At 48.1% G+C, this 18283-nt stretch carries 22 protein-coding genes and 1 pseudogene; 2 read left to right on the top strand and 21 right to left on the bottom strand.

The window, feature by feature from the left end; all coding sequences use genetic code 11:
* Positions 1–10 precede the first annotated feature (10 nt).
* The 12 genes and pseudogenes from FPL14_RS20220 to FPL14_RS20170 form a co-directional block, all read right to left on the bottom strand.
* Positions 11–850, bottom strand: coding sequence for a glycosyl hydrolase (locus FPL14_RS20220; RefSeq protein ID WP_182299460.1), 840 nt, complete (start codon positions 848–850; stop codon positions 11–13).
* A 159-nt stretch (positions 851–1009) separates the two neighbouring features.
* A complete protein-coding gene (locus tag FPL14_RS20215) occupies positions 1010–2386 on the bottom strand; it encodes a lipopolysaccharide biosynthesis protein (RefSeq protein WP_182299459.1) in 1377 nt (458 codons plus the stop codon).
* Positions 2379–3278 (bottom strand): UTP--glucose-1-phosphate uridylyltransferase GalU, encoded by a 900-nt coding sequence (galU, locus tag FPL14_RS20210; RefSeq protein ID WP_182299458.1) that lies wholly within the window; start codon positions 3276–3278, stop codon positions 2379–2381. Before galU ends, FPL14_RS20215 begins: the two co-directional genes overlap by 8 nt.
* Positions 3275–4612, bottom strand: coding sequence for an O-antigen ligase family protein (locus FPL14_RS20205; RefSeq protein ID WP_182299457.1), 1338 nt, complete (start codon positions 4610–4612; stop codon positions 3275–3277). Before FPL14_RS20205 ends, galU begins: the two co-directional genes overlap by 4 nt.
* Positions 4609–5541 (bottom strand): glycosyltransferase, encoded by a 933-nt coding sequence (locus tag FPL14_RS20200; protein ID WP_182299456.1) that lies wholly within the window; start codon positions 5539–5541, stop codon positions 4609–4611. Before FPL14_RS20200 ends, FPL14_RS20205 begins: the two co-directional genes overlap by 4 nt.
* Positions 5542–5565: 24 nt before the next feature.
* Complete coding sequence (locus tag FPL14_RS20195; protein ID WP_182299455.1) at positions 5566–6255, bottom strand: CpsD/CapB family tyrosine-protein kinase; 690 nt, start codon at positions 6253–6255, stop codon at positions 5566–5568.
* Complete coding sequence (locus tag FPL14_RS20190) at positions 6236–6994, bottom strand: YveK family protein (RefSeq protein WP_182299454.1); 759 nt, start codon at positions 6992–6994, stop codon at positions 6236–6238. Before FPL14_RS20190 ends, FPL14_RS20195 begins: the two co-directional genes overlap by 20 nt.
* A gap of 22 nt (positions 6995–7016) precedes the next feature.
* Positions 7017–7757, bottom strand: a complete 741-nt coding sequence (locus tag FPL14_RS30050; RefSeq protein ID WP_229263998.1) for a nucleotide sugar dehydrogenase — start codon at positions 7755–7757, stop codon at positions 7017–7019.
* A gap of 177 nt (positions 7758–7934) precedes the next feature.
* A pseudogene (locus FPL14_RS30045) lies at positions 7935–8431 on the bottom strand (UDP-glucose dehydrogenase family protein); the annotation flags it as partial.
* A 12-nt stretch (positions 8432–8443) separates the two neighbouring features.
* Positions 8444–9418 (bottom strand): UDP-glucuronic acid decarboxylase family protein, encoded by a 975-nt coding sequence (locus tag FPL14_RS20180; protein WP_182299453.1) that lies wholly within the window; start codon positions 9416–9418, stop codon positions 8444–8446.
* Between the two features lie 31 nt (positions 9419–9449).
* Entirely contained in the window at positions 9450–10106 is a 657-nt protein-coding gene (locus tag FPL14_RS20175) for a sugar transferase (protein WP_182299452.1), read from the bottom strand.
* 310 nt (positions 10107–10416) lie between these two features.
* Entirely contained in the window at positions 10417–11175 is a 759-nt protein-coding gene (locus FPL14_RS20170) for a WecB/TagA/CpsF family glycosyltransferase (protein WP_182299451.1), read from the bottom strand.
* A 131-nt stretch (positions 11176–11306) separates the two neighbouring features.
* Between FPL14_RS20170 and FPL14_RS20165 the strand changes: the two genes are divergently transcribed.
* Positions 11307–12344, top strand: a complete 1038-nt coding sequence (locus FPL14_RS20165; protein ID WP_182299450.1) for a glycosyltransferase — start codon at positions 11307–11309, stop codon at positions 12342–12344.
* A gap of 79 nt (positions 12345–12423) precedes the next feature.
* Here FPL14_RS20165 and FPL14_RS20160 read toward each other — a convergent pair whose 3' ends face one another.
* The 5 genes from FPL14_RS20160 to FPL14_RS20140 form a co-directional block, all read right to left on the bottom strand.
* Positions 12424–13236 carry an ABC transporter permease gene (locus FPL14_RS20160; RefSeq protein ID WP_229263595.1) on the bottom strand — a complete coding sequence of 271 codons (813 nt, stop codon included), beginning with the start codon at positions 13234–13236 and terminating at the stop codon, positions 12424–12426.
* Complete coding sequence (locus FPL14_RS20155) at positions 13220–14143, bottom strand: ABC transporter ATP-binding protein (protein WP_182299448.1); 924 nt, start codon at positions 14141–14143, stop codon at positions 13220–13222. The genes FPL14_RS20160 and FPL14_RS20155 overlap by 17 nt, the downstream gene beginning before the upstream one ends.
* 94 nt (positions 14144–14237) lie before the next feature.
* Positions 14238–14387 (bottom strand): hypothetical protein, encoded by a 150-nt coding sequence (locus FPL14_RS20150; protein ID WP_182299447.1) that lies wholly within the window; start codon positions 14385–14387, stop codon positions 14238–14240.
* Between the two features lie 35 nt (positions 14388–14422).
* On the bottom strand, positions 14423–15490 hold the full coding sequence (locus FPL14_RS20145) for an LCP family glycopolymer transferase (RefSeq protein ID WP_182299446.1): 1068 nt from the start codon (positions 15488–15490) through the stop codon (positions 14423–14425).
* Between the two features lie 20 nt (positions 15491–15510).
* The gene (locus tag FPL14_RS20140) at positions 15511–15969 is read right to left on the bottom strand and encodes a PilZ domain-containing protein (RefSeq protein ID WP_182299445.1); all 459 of its coding nucleotides are present in this window, start codon (positions 15967–15969) and stop codon (positions 15511–15513) included.
* 245 nt (positions 15970–16214) lie between these two features.
* Here FPL14_RS20140 and FPL14_RS20135 point away from each other — a divergent pair, with 245 nt between their 5' ends.
* Positions 16215–16589, top strand: coding sequence for a helix-turn-helix domain-containing protein (locus FPL14_RS20135; RefSeq protein WP_182299444.1), 375 nt, complete (start codon positions 16215–16217; stop codon positions 16587–16589).
* 98 nt (positions 16590–16687) lie between these two features.
* Here the strand turns inward: FPL14_RS20135 and FPL14_RS30365 are convergent, their stop codons facing one another.
* From FPL14_RS30365 to FPL14_RS20120, 4 genes are all read right to left on the bottom strand, one after another.
* Positions 16688–16813, bottom strand: a complete 126-nt coding sequence (locus tag FPL14_RS30365; RefSeq protein WP_267875382.1) for a hypothetical protein — start codon at positions 16811–16813, stop codon at positions 16688–16690.
* Positions 16814–17051: 238 nt separating this feature from the next.
* The gene (locus FPL14_RS20130; protein ID WP_182299443.1) at positions 17052–17417 is read right to left on the bottom strand and encodes a LytTR family transcriptional regulator DNA-binding domain-containing protein; all 366 of its coding nucleotides are present in this window, start codon (positions 17415–17417) and stop codon (positions 17052–17054) included.
* Positions 17418–17495: 78 nt separating this feature from the next.
* Positions 17496–17624, bottom strand: a complete 129-nt coding sequence (locus FPL14_RS20125) for a cyclic lactone autoinducer peptide (protein WP_182299442.1) — start codon at positions 17622–17624, stop codon at positions 17496–17498.
* The gene (locus tag FPL14_RS20120) at positions 17593–18147 is read right to left on the bottom strand and encodes an accessory gene regulator ArgB-like protein (RefSeq protein ID WP_182299441.1); all 555 of its coding nucleotides are present in this window, start codon (positions 18145–18147) and stop codon (positions 17593–17595) included. The genes FPL14_RS20125 and FPL14_RS20120 overlap by 32 nt, the downstream gene beginning before the upstream one ends.
* Positions 18148–18283 lie beyond the last annotated feature (136 nt).

Here is an 18283-nt window from a genome sequence, read left to right as displayed (position 1 = left end):
GGCAGGCCGCCTACTTCGGACAGTCCGATCGGTCTTCCTCCGGCGAAAGCCCAAAGATTGTCGTGATGGCTCTGCAGAAACTCGTTCTCGTATATATCATGGGTAATGACGTCAACCTTCCCGTCGCGCGCGCGCCCCCTGTCACCGTTCCCGGATAATAAAGCCGAAAATCGGCGATGTAGGGATCTACCGCCCTAGGACAATGGGTATTCCATACGAACAAAAGATTATTCAAGCCATGATAAACGACGAATCGGTCATAGATGAGCTCCCAAAGCAATTTGTAGTTGTTTTTCTTGCCCCACCAGAACCAATACCCGTTCATCTCATGATACGGTCGGAACAAGACGGGTATGCCTGCGTCTCTGAGCACCTTCAGGTGCACGGCGACTTTATCGTATTCCGCCAACAGCCAATTATATTGGGCGGTACCGGGCGTGACGCATTGGTTAAACTCGGCTTGCGTCTTATACCCGTTTTTGTTCGTGTCGTTCCAGACGTTAGCCCAAGTATTCGCCGTCAACGGGAACTGCTGATGCCAACAGAAAGCGGGAATTCCGCCCGCTTGCCGGTAAGCTATCGCGGCATCGACCGTTTCCTGCCGTTGGCTGTTGACGATCGCATCGCTTTGCCCTCCGATCGCTCCGAGCTCGAAACTGGAAATCGCGGGATATTTCCCTCCCGATATGGGAAGAACGAGGTTCGTAATGTTGCCTGTCGGATCGCCCAGCCAATTGTGCTGTCCGGTAAGCATCCCTGTATTCGGACTAGATGATAAGGTATTCAGATAAGATAACAATTGTTTTGCTTGCCCTGAAGCATTCCCGTTCACGGGTGGTCGTCCAGCCATTACTCTCACTCCTTCAGCATGAAATCGTGACCTAATATTATATACAATTGCTGGCTGGCGTTCCTCTGACGAATGTCTTATTCCGCTTTAACGCAAGTAGGACAAACAAGCCGACACCGGTTATTCGCCGATGTCAGCTTGTTGAATCCGCCTGCTCTATTAGGAAGACGAGGATGCCGAAGCTTTCGCGCCCCTAGCCATATTTTTCACCCATACGAAGTCCGCCTTCGCTATGATGAACTCCCTAAGACCGAACCGAAACTTTCTTTGGAAGACAATGATTACGTACGACAGCCTGATCGTGGAAGGAATCAATAAGGCAAAGCCTGCCCCGATTAAACCATAACTCGGTACGAGCAAGTACATAAGCGGAATGACCAGGACGATTCCGATCGCTTGGGAGATCGTCACGACGAACGGTTTCCCCGATGCCATGAACGCCTGTGCCAGAATCATCGCGGAGCCTCCGAGTATGACCTCGAGTACCAAGAGCGAGAACACGGGGATCGAATCCAAGAACAACTTCCCGTACAGCAATTGAATCAATACGGGCGCTGCCAGCATAAGAACGGCAGCGCACAGCAATGCGCCGATCGTCGTGATTTTGAACACGCGAAGACTGAGCAGCGCGGCTTCCTTATTCTCAAGTCCGGAAAGTTTGGGGAACAATACCATCACGATAGAGGACGAGAAAATGTTCAGCATTCTGGATAAGCTGACGGCAACGACGTACAAGCCCAACGGCCCCGGGGCAAGCAAGCCGATCAAAATAATTTGATCGATATACAGAATGAAGTTGCCCAACAAATCGATCCCGTAAGCGCCTAACCCATAGGAGATGATCTTACGCGAAGAGGCGCGGATTCCGTCCCACTTCGGGCGATACAAACGTAATCCGCGCGCGATTGCGAATAAAGTCACCGGCAAATAAGGAACTAAATAAGCGATTCCCGATGTATATGGGGTCAACCGGTCGATCATGCTCAATCCGACAAGCAGCAACAATGTGATAAACGGAACCAAATACCTCATCCGGTTAAACAGATGAAACTCCTCGCGCCCTCGGAACAAAGAATTATGCATGAAGAAGAGCAGCATGAAAGGAGTAGCTCCCATAAACCATTGGATGTGCGTAATGACGGCCTGGGATTCCGAGCCCAACCATAAAGGAATGAAGAAGATTCCGAAGAGGACGGCTCCCGTTCCCGCAACCAAAGTCAGCAAAAGCGATGAATAATAGAGGTCCGCTTCCTCTTCCTTGGACTTCTTCATGTGATATAACAAAGCGCTATGGATACCTAAAGTCGTAGCGAACGCCAAAAACTGCGGCCATAAAATAAGGACGGTCTGTATCCCCCGTCCTTCCGGTCCAAGCGAGCGGGCAGTAATGATACCGGTAGCCATGTTAAGGAACATGATTCCGATGCTGATCACCATCGTCTTAACCGTTTCGTTCAGCAGGTTCTTGCCGCGAAATACGGCCGCCAACGATGAAGAGACTTGCTTAAGCGCCACTGTCGACCTCGTACTAGCCATGTCTGCTCAACCTTACCGACAGTTTCTCCCTGTGCATGATCTCTTCGATAGCTTCCAATAAAGGATAACGCAGCTCTTGGTTCAACAAGGCGAAGTTCAGACCGGTCAAGATGAAGCCGAGCTTCTCCCCGACATCGTAACGAACTCCTTCGAAGTTATAGGCATACACTTGCTGGACTTCGTTCAACCTTCTGATCGCGTCCGTGAGCTGAATTTCTCCTCCCGCTCCTTGCTCCTGCAAGTCCAGAAAATCGAAGATTTCCGGGGTGAGTATGTAGCGGCCCATGATCGCCATATTGGAAGGCGCTTCGCCCGCCGGAGGTTTCTCCACCATATGCTTGACGGCCATTAGCCTTCCGAATTGTTCGGCCGGATCGATAATGCCGTAACGGTGCGTCTGATCGTCAGGTACCGCCTGAACGGCAATGACCGACGCCATCGTTTGCTCGAACTGTTGGATCATCTGCTTCAAGCATGGAACCTGCGCGGATACGATATCGTCGCCGAGAAGCACCGCGAACGGTTCGTTGCCGATAAATCTACGCGCGCACCATACGGCATGGCCCAGCCCTTTCGGCTCCTTCTGCCGAATATAGTGGATATCCACCTTGGACGATCGTTGCACGGCATTCAGCAACTCCAGCTTTCCGGACTCGTTTAACCGATGCTCCAGCTCGAATGCGGTATCGAAATGATCCTCTATCGCTCTCTTGCCCTTGCCGGTAACGATAATAATGTCCTCGATTCCGGATTCGACCGCTTCTTCCACGATATATTGAATGGTCGGCTTATCGATTATCGGCAGCATTTCCTTGGGCATCGCCTTAGTCGCCGGTAAAAAGCGGGTTCCTAGGCCGGCGGCGGGGATGATCGCTTTCCTGACTCTTGTCATAGTGTTGTCCTCCTCGAATATGGGTTGTTGACACTGGCGAACGCGTTTAGACAAACGCAGAACGGAACGATAAATTGGATCGTCGAGATCGTATTGTCCGAAATGGAATAAATGAAAAATCCGAAGAGGAAAGCCCACATGTATAGCTTGATGTCCGACGGCACTCTTCGCAATACGTCCCGGAAGACGATGAGCAGCGCGCCGAACAAGAGAATCGCGCCAATGATTCCGCCGTCGTAATAGAAGCGGATGTACTCGTTATGAGGAACCGAGAACGAACCGTCGATGGAACCGTCATTGCTGACAAGGACTGATCCCAAGCCCCGGCCGAACCATTGCGATTCCTTCACCCCGTTAAGATAGAACTCCCACGCTTCGGATCTGCCCGATAAATTAACGGCCGAGTCGGATTGCTGCACGAATGAACGTTTCTTAAAGTTATCCAGTTGCAGCCACGCGGACACGATCAGTATCGCGATGAATCCGATCAAAGGGATGATCAATCCGGTTTTCCCCTTAAAGAACTGTTTGATGAGATCGAAGACGAAAACCAGAACCATGGCCAACGCCGCTATTAAGGGGCCTCTTGTGCCCGTCAACAGCAAGATCAGGAAGTTCGCGCCCATCATGAAATAGTAGAACAAAATTTTATGCGGATTGCGTTTCACTTCGATGATTGCGACAAGAAACGCGATGAACGCCAGGAACGCGAGATGCGCCGGTATATTAGCCCCCTGCAACCGCACCGCTCCGCTGTATTCGGTAACGAACATCGTATTGAGGCCCATCCATTGGAACAATACGCCGCAAGCCACGCTGACCATCGGCAGGAAACAGACGATGCGTATATGCATTTGCGCTACGTTCTGTGGCCATCGAATCAACAAGAAGATGAACGGAGCCGTCATTCCGATCAACGTTACGACAGGTGCCGCGTCCGTCAATAACGGGTGTCGGTCCGCGAATACGTAAGTAAATATAAAAATCGCGATAATGGCCAGTATCGGAGCGGATCTTCTGCGGTGTATGCCGTACTGGATCATGGCAGGCACGCTCAGTAGAATAAGTCCGAGCTTGTAGAGAGACTGCAAATCCAAGCCCATCATTTCCAGCACGAAAATATACTGAATGGATATCGCGGACACGATTAGCAACAAATAACTCATCCCGACCGGAAAAATAATGGACATCAGGCATATGGTAATTCCGGCTACGCCCGCGAATACGAGGAGCGGCTCCTTCGGCACGGCGAATCCGATCAACATAGCCCCTAACATCAGGAACAGAACGTTGATTATTTTTAGGTTTCCGTTAGCGAACGCCCCTCTGCTCATAGGTCAACGATCGCCCCGCGGCTTCGCAAAGTATCGACGGAACCCCGGATGCTCTCCAATCTGCATTCTTTTAACAGCCGTTGACCGGGAGTCTGGATGAACATGGAGTTCACTAGAAGATAGATTCGCTTCAGTAGAAGGATGCACAACAGCTTTATTCTCAGAGGAAACCGATCGCCCCATACGGCATGCGACACCCCTTGAAAATAAAACCGGCGCTTGATCCACTCCTGACGCAAACGGTCATCGGGAATAAAATGGATTACGCTCATTCCGGGAACGTAGACGAGTTGGCTCCCCTTCTTCCTCATCTGCGCGAACAACCAAGATTCCTCGCCCGATAATAACGACTTTCCTTTGCGTCCTAAAGATTCGGGAAAGAGCAGGCCGTCGAATACTTCCCTGCGGATCGCCATATTCGCCCCGTAAGGGTGGAATCTGCGCGGGTACTTCCGTTCCTTGTTCCCGAAGTCCACGATCGTAAATCCAAGCTCAAGCTGCTTGACGAGCCAATCGGGCCTTCCGGTTTCGAAGTTCGGACGAATAATTCCCCCGATCGCGCCTGCCTTCGGGTGCCGCGCAAAGGCATCGCGGATATGGGATAACCACTCCGTCGAAGGAATGGCATCGTCGTCCAGGAAAGCAAGATAAGCTCCCGCGGATTCCTGCACTCCCCTATTCCTGGCAACGGATAGCCCCTGCTTAGGTTCGAATATATATTTAACGCGTACTTTGCCTTTTAACAGGGCAATGCACTCCGCAACGACGATCGCCGTATCATCGGGCGAATTGTTGTCTACGACAACGACTTCCGCATCCCGAATGGACGATAAATTCTCCAATGACAGCAAGGTATCCCTTAAGAGAGCAGCCCTGGAATACGTACAGATGATAATCGACACGTCGGGTTTAGCCTTTAGTGTTTCCATGACCCCATTTCCTTCCGTTCCAAGTTATTCCGCAGCGGCTTTATATCGTTTGTACATAAGCTCCGTAGATGGTGTTTTCTTGCCGTTAAATACGACTCCGAGGATGTTCGCTTGAACGTGCTCCAACAACTTTTTCGCCTTGACCGCAGCGTCGCGCTTTACTTTTCCCGCTCCAATGACCAACAAGACGCCGTCGCTCTTGGCGGCGACAATTTGAGCATCCGTCACCAGCAGCACGGGAGGAGTGTCGAAAATAATAACCTCGTACTCTTCGAACAAGCCGTTCATCAGTTCGTCCATTCTGGCGGAAGAGAGCAGTTCCGAAGGATTTTTCGGAGTAGGTCCCGACGGCAGTAGAAATAAATGATCGATATACGTCGATACGACGAACGATTGGAGCGGATTCGCGGTCCGCAAATATTGAGTCAATCCCGAGCCGTTATTCGTTCCGAATACTTTATGCAACACCGGATTGCGCAAATCGGCATCGACCAACAGCGTCTTCTTGCCTTCTTGGGCATATGTTATCGCCAAGTTGGCCGCCGTGATCGTTCTTCCTTCCCCTTGAACGCAAGAGGCTACGCATATCGTTCGGGGTGAACCGTCGGTATCCGAATAGTGGGTATTTGTCCTAAGCGTCCGATAAGTCTCCGAAAGCGACGACTTCGGGCTAATTTCGGTGAGCAGTGCAAAATCATTGGTTTGCCGTGACATATACGTTCTCAGCCGCCTTCCTGGACGATTTGCCTGCGCGATTCCTGTACAGGTCCTTTTTCTCGATCTGCTTAACCGTTGCTAATATTGGAAGCTCCAACGTCTTGAGGATTTCCTTCTCATCCCGTAACGTGTCGTCCATGTGATGGATCAAGAACACGATTCCAATGCTGAATAAGAACGAAAGGATCAAGCTGATCAAAATATTCATGACGAGATTCGGCGAGACGGGAGAAGGGTTCGCATCCATATCGGCCGTGTTCAGGATCGATACGTTATCGACTTTCATAATCTCTACCACTTTCGATTTGAACGCCGTGGAAACGGCATTCACGATCAATGCGGCTCTCTCGTAAGTTTCGTCCTCGACGACGACCGTCATGACCTGAGTCGCGTTGACGGAGCTGACTTTTACTTTGTCGATCAGCTCTGCGCTGCTTAAACCGATCGTTGGATTCTCGCTCAGCACTTGATCCATGATCGCTTCCGTACGGATCAGTTCCTTATACGTCGCGATAAGCTGTACGTTAACCGTAACTTCGTCCCATGTGATTCCATAGTTGCCGCTTGGTTGCTCCGAGGATTTGTTGACGATCAGCTTAGTGGAAGCCTCGTATCTTGGCTCCATGAGGAAATAAGTAGACAACCCCGTTGCCACGCAAGCTAGAATTACAATGATCGAAATAAGACCTGCCCTGTTCCACACGACTCTGAATATTTCCTTTAATTCCATCATCATCCCACTTTCTAACAGAAGTATTTTAGTACGACATTGCTACCTGATCCGCGTCTCTTACGAAATCCAGCGCTCCGATTCCTATTCCCTCGTATTCGTAACCGACCTGGTTCAAGTAATACGGATCCAAAAAATTGCGCGTATCCAATAGATAAGGCTGCTTCATCGAGGCATACACTTCTTTCCATCTAAGAAGGGAGTATTCTTCCCAATGGGTAAGCAGAATGAGCGCGTCGCTATTCAATGCCGCCTTCGGGGCTTCCTCGCAATACTCTACGTCCAGATGCGGATTCAAAGCCTTGAACATGCTCATTCCTTTGGGATCGTGCACCTTCACCCTAGCGCCAACGCCTAACAGTTCTTGGATAATGACCGAAGCCTGAGTGTTCCTCGCGTCGTCCGTATTCGGTTTAAAGGTCAGCCCCAGAATGCCTATCGTTTTGCCATTGAGCGATTTCAGCTTCCGTTTGATTTTATCCACGACGTGGGTGTGCATCTGAAGGTTGGATTTAATCGCCGCCTCGACGACGGATAGATCGCAGCCGTACTTCCGGCCCGTGGCGAGGAGCTCCGCCGTATCTTTGGGAAAACAGCTTCCGCTCCATCCGCTGGACACTTGCAGGAATTTGTCTCCTATCCGGGTGTCCAATCCCATGCCGGAGGCTACCGACGTTACGTTCGCGCCAAGCAGCTCGCATAATCTTGCGATTTCGTTAATGTAGCTGATCTTAACGGCTAGGAAAGCGTTAGAAGCGTATTTAATCATTTCCGCGCTTTTAACGTCCGTCTCGTAGAATACGGGAGTCCTCGGGTGGATCGGCTGATTAAACAGAAAGTGCTGGCGAAGCTCGTCGTAATGTACGCGATGGACCAGATTGTAATACAAGCTTCTCATGACTTCGTTCGCCTTCGAGTTATCCGATCCGATGACGATTCGATCGGGATAGAAGACGTCCTCCAACGCGTAACCTTCTCTAAGAAACTCCGGATTGCTGACGACCGCGAAATGCACGTTCGCCAATAACCCCGAATGATCTTCGATAATAGAAGAGACCAGATCCGCGGTTCCTACGGGAACGGTGGATTTGTTGATAATAACCGTAAAAGAATCCGGGTTAAGGTTTCTGGCGATTCCTTGCGCCGCAAGCTTAATATTTTTCAACTCCGCCGTTCCGTCCGGCTTCGACGCGTTCCTACTCCGATAAATACGACATCCGCCGACCGGATTACCTCGTAATGGGTAGTCGCGAACAACGTTTCGCCTATAAAGGTGGAGATCAAATGATCCAACCCCGGTTCATAGATGGGGCTCAGTCCGGAGGCAAGCAGGCCGATCTTGTGTTCGTCAATATCGAGCACTGTCGTCCGATGGCCGATCGCGGCGAAAGCCGCCCCCGTAACGCTCCCTACATAACCGGAACCGATACATACTACGTTCATACCCATCCCCTCCTATCGAGTACTTGCTTCCACTGGCTCTAGACGTTGTTTATAGGCTTCGATCGTACGAAGCAAGCCCTCTTCCAGTTGGATCTCAGGTTCCCATCCAAGCAGCTTCTTGGCTTTATCGATGACCGGACGGCGAACTTTAGGATCGTCTTGCGGCAACGGATGGAACGTGATCGGACTTGAAGAGCCCGTTAACCGTTTCACCATATGAGCCACCTCTAGTACCGTATATTCATTGGGATTGCCTACGTTAATGATTTCTCCGGTCGCAAGATCGGAGTCCATCATAAGTCTCAATGCCCTCAGCGTATCGTCCACGTAACAGAAGGAACGGGTTTGGCTGCCATCGCCGTAGACCGTAATGTCTTGGCCCGATAGTACTTGCGTTACGAAATTGGAGATAACCCGGCCATCGTCGTTGCGAAGCCCTGCCGCGTAAGTATTGAAGATACGCACGACTTTGGCACGTACTCCGTATAATCTGTTGTATTCATAACAGAATACTTCCCCTAGCCGTTTCGCTTCGTCGTAGCAAGCTCGCGGTCCCCAAGTATTGACGTTGCCTCGGTAATCTTCCGCTTGAGGATGAACTTCCGGGTCGCCATAGGCCTCGCTTGTGCTTGCGTAGACGATTTTCGCATCGTTGATACGGGCAAGTTCGAGCATGTTTTGCGTGCCGATCGTGTTCACGAATATCGTTTCAAGCGGCGCCGCTTGATAAAATTTGGGCGAAGCCGGCGAAGCAAGATGGTAGATTTCGTCTACTTTCTCAAGTTCGGGCCGATCGACAACCGTCGGGTTCGAAACGTCCAACTCGAGTAAAGCGAATAGAGGATGGTTAATGATGCTATCCAGATTGCTTTTTTTCCCGGTCGATAGATTGTCTATGCCAATTACGCAATGGCCCTGCTTGATGAGATCCCTTGCCATTTGCGATCCTAGAAATCCTGCCGCACCCGTAACGACGATTTTTTTCATGATTCCTCTTCCTCTCCTCTATCTACCGCTACTAGTGGGTATTGCTTTTAATCATGACCTTGAGCGTCCGATAAATGATTTTCATGTCCGTCACGATCGAAATTTCCCGTATGTACTCATAATCGTGATGTAAATTTTCATGAATGGGCGCAATGCGGTCCGGACTGATTTGCCAGAGACCGGTAATTCCCGGAGTGACCATAAATCTTTGTCTATCCAGCGAAGTATAGTTCTGATCGACGATCGACTTTTGCTCCGGACGAGGACCGATGAAACTCATCTCGCCGCGCAGGATGTTAAGAAGTTGGGGAATTTCGTCTAAGCTCGTTCTGCGTAAAATTCGGCCGACCCTCGTCACCCGGGGATCGTTCTTGCTATCAGGAGATCGACCTTCTTTCGGAACATTCGAGTGCATCGTTCGAAACTTGTAGATTCGAAATAAATTTCCGTTCTTGCCGTAACGCTCCTGCATGAAGAATACGGCGCCTTTCGAATCCAGCTTGATCGCTACGCCGATAACGACGCACAAGGGCAGTACCAGCAACAACAGAACTAAAGCAAACGAAATATCCATGCACGGTTTCATAAAATGCACGTAAAATCCGTCCGGCGATCTGACCGTCCCGACACTCGATGTCCGACTAACGAAAGAGGAATCTACGACTTCAGATTGTGAAGCTTCCAGCATATGTAATCTCCTACCCACCCTTTCCGCAGAACGCCTATCGAATCTTCCGAAGAGTTCTACGATACGTTGTAATGATGTTTCAATCGAACTCCATTTTGCTAATTTGTTTTTTTTGATACGTATTGTATCTTTCCTTCTATGAAATCAACAATACGACACATTATGTATCATTGTCAATAAGTATTCTTCCGTGCGTTACGCTTTCATTTAAATTTAATAATGGGATAAAATCGCTGCGTCTATATCCAATAAAAATAGCCGTTCTCTGCAATAGAACGACTTGAGCATTAACCTTAATGATTAACCTTATTTATCTTTTTACTAATGTCTTAAGCAACAAAAACGCGATAAACCAGGGCTCGAGAATATATCTTTTCCAGAGCCTTCTCGGCTCGGAGAGTAGTCTATAGAGCCACTCCAGCCCCATTCTCCCCATCCATCTTGGAGGCAAAGGTTTAATATCCGCATAGTAATCCATAAAAGCGCCTAGACTCCAGACCACTTTCGTTTTCAAACGGTCAACGTTATTCGAAATCCAATTTTCCTGGATGGGCATGCCCATTCCAACGAGGATCATGTCGGGTTCGTATTCGCTCACCAGTTGGAGTACTTGCTCGTTGCCGGCCGATCCTTCCGTTTTGTCGAAGTAACCATGATACCCCTTAATACGCAATCCTGGCGTTTCGGAAGCGAACCGTTCCGCAACCTTGTCCGCCACGCCCGGCTCCGAACCCAACAGCAACACCTTGTAACCATGCTTTTCGCAGTCTTTCAACAAACGAGGCAGCCAATCCAAGCTTGTCAGCCTGTTGTCTCTGTTCACCTTGTAACCGAACAATCTGCCAAGCCAGATAAGCGGCATCCCGTCGATATGGATGAGATCGGCGCGTTCGTAGTATCTCTTCATCGGTTTATTATGATGAACGAGGTACAGGCTGTGAAGATTATGGTTGCCGATTACACGGATATCGTTGCCCAATTGAATGCTCTCGTGAACGTACCGAATGAGATCATCCTCATTAAGCACATGTACTTTAATTCCTAACATTTCGTGAGATGGAATACCCACTCTGTCCCCTCCGTCCGCAAAACAATGACTATTGAATAAATGATACAAAACGTATTATAATTCCACTATATGACACAAATTGTATCATTGTCAATCGTCTTTCACTTATAAGGAACCCGGGAGGGGAAACTATGAAAAAATACTATTTGCAAAAATACGTCGAGAGAGATCATACCGCCGGTACTAAAGGGGTATTGGACGTCGAGTATTTCGTGGAACAAATTGCTTTTAAGCCTTTATATAAATTAAGCACGACAAACTCCAAGCTGTCCAAACTCGCAAACATCTTCGCCAATATCGGGAAGCTGGATAACAACACGATTTTGTTGACCCAATATCCGATTCATTCCCGATTAAGGGTTAAGGAGCTAAAGCTGATCCGGAAGCTCTATCGTAAAATTACTCTAGTCAGCATCATACAGGATATCCCCTCGTTAAGAACGGATCACGATAAGATCGAGCACGATCTGGAGCAATTGAATTTATTCGACTATATTATTTCCCACAACTCGCGAATGAGTAAGTGGCTCGCCGATCAGAAGGTTAAACCCGTCGTATCCGATCTGGAGCTCTTCGACTATAAGGCCGAGGCGAAAGCCGATCGGTCCATATCGGACTTCAAAAGTATGTGTTTCGCGGGGAATTTGAATAAAAGCGGATTTATTTACGAGTTCGGCAAACAAGTAAACGGCATAAAGCTAAACGTATACGGTCCGAATATCGATCAGAGCAGAATAGATTCGAGCAATGGTTTCCTCGACTATAAAGGCAGCTATGAGCCGGATGTTCTGCATACGCTACTAGAGGGAGCATTCGGATTAGTATGGGACGGCGACAGTATCGACACTTGTTCCGGCGATCTTGGGGAATATACGCGGTACAATAATCCGAATAAGCTTAGCTTGTATATCGCGTCCGGACTCCCCGTTATCGTCTGGTCCGAGGCTGCAATCGCCAAGGTCGTGGAAGAGAACGGAATCGGATTTGCCGTAGCTTCGTTAAAGGAATTAGAAGAGAAAATGAACCGGATCGACGAGGAGACATATGCTGCCTATCGCGAAAATATCGCGGAGATGCAAAATAAGGTCATTAACGGATACTTCATTAAGTCCGCTGTCGGCAAAATACTAGAACGGACGAAAGATAGTCTGCAAACGAAATCAAGCTGAAAAAGGGTTGCGCCTCCCGCTCATTATCTCCCAGAGCAGGGGCGCAACCCTTTGATCATTCCTACCGATCCGCTTTCATTTAAGCGGCGACATCCCGTTTCGTGAATACCGTCCATGAGATCGCGTTAAAGATAACGAAATAGACGGCGAGGACAGCGAGCGAGAACCCTAATGTCGTCGGATGATTCGGAATCGGTCCCGATCCTCCGTTGATGTAAGAGCTCAGATCAAGATGCATGAACAAAACGTATTTGACCCATGGCTTGTCCGCCATTGCGAACAGTCCGGTAATGATATTTCCCGCGAGCAAGAAGGCGATGGATAAACCTATCGCAAGACCGCTGCTTCGGAAGGCGGAGGACATCATAAACCCGAACGTGACGATAAGGATCAACGTAATAAATCTGAACAAGTAAACTTGCAGAATGAAATTCCAATCCGATATCCCCGTCAGCATCCCATCCGATAACTCTTGAGAGCCGGAGGAATAGCCGAAACAGGCTATGTTCACGAGCAGCATGACGACGAAAGCTACGATCGTAAACCCGATAGCGAACAGGATCGTAGCAATGTATTTCGATAACAAAATAGACGAACGGCTCCATGGACGGATTAAGAGCAGTTTGATGGTCCCCTGGGAAAACTCGCCCGCCACCGAATCGGAAGCCACAACTACCGTGAAGATCGTGATAAGCATGAACACAAAGATGCTCTCCAACAACATCATGCTCCAGCTGGAAGTATCGTCTCCCCCGCCAGCCAATAGCACGATTATTGATATCAATATCGGAATGAGCACGATAAGCCCTAGCATAATCCAAGTCCGGATTCTGCTGTAAATTTTCATATTCTCGTTTTGAACGAGATTCATAAAGTTAGCCAATGGTTTCACTCCCCGTCATCTCGAGGAATTGGTCTTCCAACGACTTCGTCTTCACACGAATTCCGTAGATATTCAATCCCGCTTCCACTAGCCGGCGGTTTATGGCGGCGATGCCTGTCCGATCGGACGACAAGACGAGCAAGCCGTCAACGATACGTCCCGCTCCGTGGCCTTCCAGAATGCCAAGAGCCGCATCCGGATGATCCACGTCGAAATGCACTTCTTCCAACGCCGCTGATCCGTTTGCATCCTGGCCTCGGATGGAGCGCACATCGATAATCTGACCCTTCTGCAGGATGGCTACCCGATCGCACATCAGTTCCATTTCCGACAAGAGGTGCGAGGAGACGAGTACGGCCGTGCCTTCATCTTGCGCCAAACGTCGCAAATAGTCCCTCAACTCGCGAATACCCGCGGGATCCAACCCGTTCGTAGGCTCGTCCAGAACGAGAAGCTTTGGCTTGTGCATGATCGCTTGCGCTACGCCGAGACGCTGACGCATTCCGAGCGAATACTTCTTCACTTTGTCGTGAATACGCCCTTGCAGACCTACTAGCTCAATGGCTTCTTGAATTCTTTCCTTCGTAATCGACGGATTCATTCGCGCGTAATGAACTAAATTCTGATATCCGGTCAAGTACTTGTACATTTCCGGATTTTCCACGATGGCGCCGACTTGATTAATGGCGTTGCTAAATTCCGTACGGACGCTATGGTCGCCTACATGGATATCCCCTGCGGTCATTCCCATCAATCCGACGATCATTCTAATCGTAGTCGTCTTACCCGATCCGTTGGGTCCTAGGAAACCGAATACTTCTCCCGGCTGAACCTCAAAGGACACGCGGTCGATAATCGTTCGTTTGCCAATGACCTTGGTCACGTTCTGCAAGCGAACGACGGGAGCTTGTGACATGAGCTAACCTCCGACAATAGGATACATACCCGATAATTATACCAATTGCAGGAAGCCCAGTGCTAATTTTACGAAAATTTAATCATTTGAGCATTTAGTAGCCTCTGGACAGATGCTCGCAATGAACGCAGCAGCCTAGCGGATATTGAGCGCGATAATACCCTGTTCGGAACAGTACCCCTGCTTGCTCCATCGTTTTCAGTTGATTGCATTTCACGCAATAGAATAATACGGATTGTTCCATCTTATTCCCTCCTTGGCATTTGCTTTTACTTGCGTCTATGAAGCTTGAAGGTGTTCAAGCATCTTATTCCGCACCTCTTGCCGTTCCTTAGACCCGACCGTGAAGTAATAGATTCCTTCGATCATTTGCCCTTTACCCTTCATATTCAACGTATCGATATGATGAATGGCCGGACGATAATCCTTAACCAATGCCAGCATATCTTGCGTAGTTAAATTCGTCTTTACGTTATCCGATAGTAGAGACAGCAACTGAGGAAGCTTAACGATCGAGCTTACGTTCGTCACCCGATCCACTGCGTCTGCGAGAACATCGCGTTGCCTCTGCGTTCGGCCGAAATCCCCTTGCGGATCTTCCTTGCGCATTCGAATATAGAGTAAAGCTTGTTCGCCGTTCAGATGCTGCGAGCCTTGCGGAAAATGATACTCCATCGTAAACTCGTGTTTGTTCACGACATCCACGCCGCCAAGAGTATCGACGATTTTCACAAACCCTTCCATATTCGTTTTCATATAATAGGAGACCGGAACTCCAAACAACTGCTCGACCGCTCGAACCGCAAGGGTAGTCCCTCCGAAAGCATACGCGTGATTGATTTTGTCGTACTTGCGGGTATGAGGCATAAGCACCCTCGTATCGCGCGGAATAGATATCGCGATAACCGTTCCGTCCTTGGGTTGAACCGTCAACAGGATCATCGTATCGCTGCGCCCCCGATCCCCCGCCCTTTCATCGACTCCTAACAATAAAAGGCTGAAGGGATCTTCATGCTGAAGATCCGGATGGCGCAATCTATCCGCTTCCTTTTCTTCAACTACGATCTCCGCCGATTTTGTCGATTGATCCGTTTCCGTAGCCGGAGAGCCCAATTTTTTCTCGGACGGGGACGTTTGAACGACAATCCTTTTAAGAGAATCTTCATCTTGCTGCATAATATCCGATTCAAATATAGGCTCCTCCCACTTCATGGAAGGAAGGGGCTCATAGATGGCATCCATAGTTTTACGCATCGAGTACCATAGGTATCCCCCGCTTAGAATCGCAATGGCAAGGAGAAACAATAGCGAATAGACAACAATCCGAATACCTGCTTTCCGCTTCAACTTAAGTTGCCCCTTCCGCTCTAGGAGGTAATGTCGAATTTCTTGAATTGACCGTCCGCTTTTCGTTCCGAGATTTTGTTATATAACGTATGAATATGAGGGCTGGATACGAGAACCATGCGCATATATTCGTTTAATCGATATTGAAACGCTTGCCGCTCCATGCCGGACATGATCCAACGCACTCCGTAACGAGACAAACCATCCTCTTGTCCGGCATGGAGAATGACCGCTCTTGCTTTAACCGTGTAATGGCCTAACTGCAGCTTCAGTAGCCACTCCACGTCATCGCGCACGGGAAGAACTAAAGCCGTGGCGAATAGGCACCCTCCGACGCTAATATTGTTAAGCATCACTCTCTGGGATCGGCTCCGCATCTCTCTCTCCCTAATCTGCCAAAGCGACAATTCAGCGAATAAAGGAACCGTTAATTGAAAACGGAGATGTTGACGCCGATTTTCTACCCATTCTCCATCCATATCATCACCAAACCCTATTTACGTTTGATACGAATCGTATCTTAACATTTGAGTTTAATGTACGATACATTTTGTAACATGTCAAGAACAACTTGTGTGGGAGCACGATGTTTTAACGTTTATTTATTGCAGAAAATGGAGAAGACTATAAAATCAACAAAATAATGCGACATTTTGTTGCAAATAATGCAAAAGCTAATCATCCATATTATGATGAAATTAAAGACCATCCTGGGAGGGATCTGATGAATATCGGCAGTCGTCTCGCTTTTCTAAGAGACCAACGCGGTTTAACTCAAGAAGAACTAGCTTCATCTCTTGGAATTTCACGCGCGGCATTATCCCACTACGAGAAAAACCGCAGAGAGCCCGATACAGAGACCTTAGGGAAAGTCGCGGACTTATTCCAGGTTTCAATAGATTATCTGGTCGGAAGAACCTCTCAATCCAACGTCACTTTAGATCCTGAGGTTCGTCAGTTTTCTGACCGATTAGAGCTTTCGGATGAACAATTGATGGAGCAGTTCGCGCTTACGATTGACGGACGCAAACTGACGGCTGAAGAAGCTCGCCGATTTATCGCGTTTGTCCGCGCTGAACGGAATATGAACAACTCTTAAAAAAAAAGCAATAACAACAAATAAAACCTCACGGGAAGGATGCTGCGCATCCCTATCCTGCTGAGGTTTTTGCTGGTTTGTCGAACATAGATTTGAGGTTAGTTCTGACTGACCGGATTTCTGTATTCTTCCGGCCACTTCTCTTTCTGAATGCCAAGCTGCTCCAGAATTTTGCGGACATCAATTTCCAACGGCTGACTGCTTTTCAGATTTCCCTTAAGCATATCCCTCTCCATCTCCATCTCCGCTCCCTAACCCTCTCTACAATCCCGGTAATTGAACACTAAGGATAGTATAGGTTATAGGACTTGCGGAGGGTGTCGAGCGATGGGTACAATCCGTAAAATTAATTCAGAACTTTTGTCGAACAAACCCTATTTGGGACGAACTGGATAAATATCACTTAAATTTACAATTTTGATTGTATGTACACAAATGAACCAGTCTCGTAAACGAGCCAGTTCATTTGAGATTTCGCTCTATCCAGGAAAGAATCATGTCTTTAAGCTTTCCGATATTCATGAAGGCTACGATAGCGCTTTGGCTATTCGGTCCTGCATTGTCCTCGAAAAACACCATGCCGCGTTTCTCGTCGAATACTTTGACTTTCTTCATATTCACTAGATTCGTGCGGTCTAATTTTTGAAAATCGATATTCTCGGTATGCTTGGCATACATGCTTAGCGATGGAACGAGCGGATAAAACCTACCCTCGGGTGTATGAAAGACAACCGCTCCATCTTCTGTCTGGATATATAACACATCTGCCATATCCATCATGATGACTTCACCATCGTTGTTCCGGTCCCTAGTGACAGGCTGAATCATGAGTTCCACTCCATGTAAGTTTGCCCTTGCTAAAAGCGACTGCCGGACGTATTTGATCCGGCAGTCTTCTCATCATGTTTATTTCTTCAATAATTCAGCTGGTGCTTTTGGGTGATGACCGATAAATCCATTACAAGCTGTAGTTACAAAGATTACGGCGACTAATCCTAATCCGCTAGCCAATAAACGAGCTACTTTGCTTTTCATGAGTCTCACCTCCTTTAATAGGTATCAGCGTAAGCGAAACGATAAACCATGCAACTGATAAAATGGGGGATTCGAATAATAAATTAGAAAGAACGATTAACAAAGCTGAATATTTCATAAAATTCAACGCTTTGTCAGAAAGTCTAGTATTCCCTCTTGAATCTGCTGGTGCGTATTTCCATACAAGTAATGCGCTTACCGCAGTACATATGTAAATAAATAGATTATTTATGGGTACAAACGGCACAATGGCAACCGCCAAAGTAGATAATAGGATACAGAGCAGCGGAGACTTTAAATGGTAGCCTCCAGCCAATACCCGTAACGAAGCCATCGCAAGCATCGCGATGCAAGTTTCTTTAAACCTTCCATCAAGGAACCCGACACATAAACATAGAATTACAGTAGAACTGCTCGTCATCATGGAGTATAGCGCAAACTTCATTACATCCTTGCTAATATGCTTCCGGTCATTATGACGATCAATGTAGCCGCTTAGCCGTTCTGTAATCGTGTCGATCATGACCTCATCTCCTTCTTAAATGAAAAATTGATTATAAAAAATGCAGAAAACAAACAAATTGGTCCAATAATAACAATCAAAGGATCAACCGCAATAAAAAAGTACACGAGTCCCGTTATCATGAAGAAGGATACCA

Source organism: Cohnella cholangitidis, assembly GCF_014107495.1.
Taxonomy (GTDB): domain Bacteria; phylum Bacillota; class Bacilli; order Paenibacillales; family Paenibacillaceae; genus Cohnella; species Cohnella cholangitidis.
This window is presented reverse-complemented; position numbering and strand designations above follow the sequence as displayed.

Bases quoted from the DNA above. Each gene is read 5' to 3' on its own strand.
- FPL14_RS20205 (WP_182299457.1), bottom strand. From the start codon at position 4,612: ATGAGCAGAGGGGCGTTCGCTAACGGAAACCTAAAAATAATCAACGTT.
- FPL14_RS20135 (WP_182299444.1), top strand. From the start codon at position 16,215: ATGAATATCGGCAGTCGTCTCGCTTTTCTAAGAGACCAACGCGGTTTA.
- FPL14_RS30050 (WP_229263998.1), bottom strand. From the start codon at position 7,757: ATGATTAAATACGCTTCTAACGCTTTCCTAGCCGTTAAGATCAGCTAC.
- FPL14_RS20130 (WP_182299443.1), bottom strand. From the start codon at position 17,417: ATGATTCAGCCTGTCACTAGGGACCGGAACAACGATGGTGAAGTCATC.
- FPL14_RS20195 (WP_182299455.1), bottom strand. From the start codon at position 6,255: ATGTCACGGCAAACCAATGATTTTGCACTGCTCACCGAAATTAGCCCG.
- FPL14_RS20180 (WP_182299453.1), bottom strand. From the start codon at position 9,418: ATGAAAAAAATCGTCGTTACGGGTGCGGCAGGATTTCTAGGATCGCAA.
- FPL14_RS20150 (WP_182299447.1), bottom strand. From the start codon at position 14,387: ATGGAACAATCCGTATTATTCTATTGCGTGAAATGCAATCAACTGAAA.
- FPL14_RS20140 (WP_182299445.1), bottom strand. From the start codon at position 15,969: ATGGATGGAGAATGGGTAGAAAATCGGCGTCAACATCTCCGTTTTCAA.
- FPL14_RS20125 (WP_182299442.1), bottom strand. From the start codon at position 17,624: ATGAAAAGCAAAGTAGCTCGTTTATTGGCTAGCGGATTAGGATTAGTC.
- FPL14_RS20190 (WP_182299454.1), bottom strand. From the start codon at position 6,994: ATGATGATGGAATTAAAGGAAATATTCAGAGTCGTGTGGAACAGGGCA.
- FPL14_RS20200 (WP_182299456.1), bottom strand. From the start codon at position 5,541: ATGGAAACACTAAAGGCTAAACCCGACGTGTCGATTATCATCTGTACG.
- FPL14_RS20155 (WP_182299448.1), bottom strand. From the start codon at position 14,143: ATGTCACAAGCTCCCGTCGTTCGCTTGCAGAACGTGACCAAGGTCATT.
- FPL14_RS30365 (WP_267875382.1), bottom strand. From the start codon at position 16,813: ATGCTTAAGGGAAATCTGAAAAGCAGTCAGCCGTTGGAAATTGATGTC.
- galU (WP_182299458.1), bottom strand. From the start codon at position 3,278: ATGACAAGAGTCAGGAAAGCGATCATCCCCGCCGCCGGCCTAGGAACC.
- FPL14_RS20220 (WP_182299460.1), bottom strand. From the start codon at position 850: ATGGCTGGACGACCACCCGTGAACGGGAATGCTTCAGGGCAAGCAAAA.
- FPL14_RS20120 (WP_182299441.1), bottom strand. From the start codon at position 18,147: ATGATCGACACGATTACAGAACGGCTAAGCGGCTACATTGATCGTCAT.
- FPL14_RS20215 (WP_182299459.1), bottom strand. From the start codon at position 2,386: ATGGCTAGTACGAGGTCGACAGTGGCGCTTAAGCAAGTCTCTTCATCG.
- FPL14_RS20165 (WP_182299450.1), top strand. From the start codon at position 11,307: ATGAAAAAATACTATTTGCAAAAATACGTCGAGAGAGATCATACCGCC.
- FPL14_RS20175 (WP_182299452.1), bottom strand. From the start codon at position 10,106: ATGCTGGAAGCTTCACAATCTGAAGTCGTAGATTCCTCTTTCGTTAGT.